Raw genomic sequence first — 1,535 nt, 5'->3', positions numbered from 1 at the left:
TCGTCGCTGGGGTCGTGGTGAGCGCGGTGGAGGCGAGCCTGTTCCACCGGGGCGCGCCGCGCCCGGTCACAAGGTCGTAGCCGACCGTGGCTCGGTGGGCGCCGTTGTTACCAACTGTGATGTCCCGGAAGGCTGAAACAGGTGCCTTGTACAGCCGGTCATGGATGTCGCCGTACCCGCCTGATTGCTGGCCGGTCGATGCCCATTCGGCCGCGAGCATCCCGGCGGCGGCGGGTGATGCGAGGCTGGTGCCACCGAAACGCATCCAGCCGGGCACGGTCGTGCCGCCGTGGCTTTCCCAGTAACGGCGGTTGTAGATGGCGAAGCCGGTCGTCGGGTCGGCGTTCATGGCGAGGTCGGGCAGCGCGCGCGACGTACAGGCCGTGACCGGTTGCCAGTCCGGCTGGGCGAACAGCGCTGAGCAGCCGCCACCGGAGCCGGCCCAGGCGGTCTCCGACACGGTCGCGCCGGTCGGGTTGAGCATCGTCGTGCCACCTACCGCGATCACTGATGGTGACGACGCCGGGTAGCTCGCGGTGGCGGTACCGTTGCCGCAGTCGTCGGATCCGCTGTCCCCGGAAGCGGTGAAGGTGGTGACGCCCGCCGCGGCGATCGCCGCCAGCAACGTTTCGGCGGTGCGGACGAACGCTGCGCTGTTGTACGGCTCACACAGACCCCAGGACGCGTTGAACGCAACGAGGTTCGCGCTCGGGTCGGCGGCGTCGAGGCGGACCCGGTCGAGGATGTCGAGAAAGCCCTGGTCGGTGTTGGGCGCGAAATAGACACGTTGGCGCGCGCTGGGCGCGACTGCCAGTTGTACCTCCTGGTCGAGGGCGACCTCGCTGTCCCCGTCGCCGTCCAGGGCGGCGTTGTAGGCGGGTGCGCGACCGACGCTCACGGCCGTGTAACGCCCACCCGCGACCGGGTCCGGTATGCCTGCTGCCGCCGCGTAGGCGCGCAGGTCGGCCGGGTCCCAGCCGGACAGCTGGAGGCTGGCGACGGTCGGGTCTGGCCCGCCGTCGCCGCGGTGGCCGTCCGGCGCACCATAGGCGGCACGCAGGTCGGCGCCGCTGTAGCCGGCGTCGGGCGGCACCGCGGCCGCGCTGCGCGCAGTCGCCGGCCCTGTCCGCGCGGCACGTGTACCGAGGTGGCGGAATGCCGGTCGGGTCTCGTCACCACCGACGGCGACCGAGACCAGACCGTGCAGGGATGCGGGGAGGGCGGGCAGGCTCTGTGCGTAACGCAGGGCAGGACGGGAGTCGCGGGCGCTGCCGAACAGCGTCCGGAGGCGGTCCGCCTCGCCGGTGGCGGTGACGCTCCATGCGGTGGTCCGGGTGACGGTCAGGCCGAGCGTGTCGAGCTCGTTCGCGACCGTGTCGTGGGTCGCGTCTGAGGGCAGAAACGCCCTCAGACGGGTCGCCCGGTCCTGCGCAGATGCGCTCACCGCGCCGGCGACCGACCGCGCGAGGTGATCCAGACCGCCACGGTCGGGTGCGGCGAGGTAGACGGTGACGGTCTGGGTGGCCGCGGTCTGG

Annotated in this window: 1 protein-coding gene; it reads right to left on the bottom strand. The window is 72.1% G+C overall.

The features are described 5' to 3' along the window. Positions 1–1,535, bottom strand: a 1,535-nt coding sequence (locus tag U9980_RS04285; protein WP_322766776.1) for a S53 family peptidase, incomplete at both ends; no start/stop codon positions are given.

This window comes from Protofrankia sp. Cr1, from assembly GCF_963555865.1.
Lineage (GTDB): Bacteria > Actinomycetota > Actinomycetes > Frankiales > Frankiaceae > Protofrankia.
Note: the sequence above shows the minus strand (reverse complement) of the source record. Positions and strands in the feature narration are given on the sequence as shown.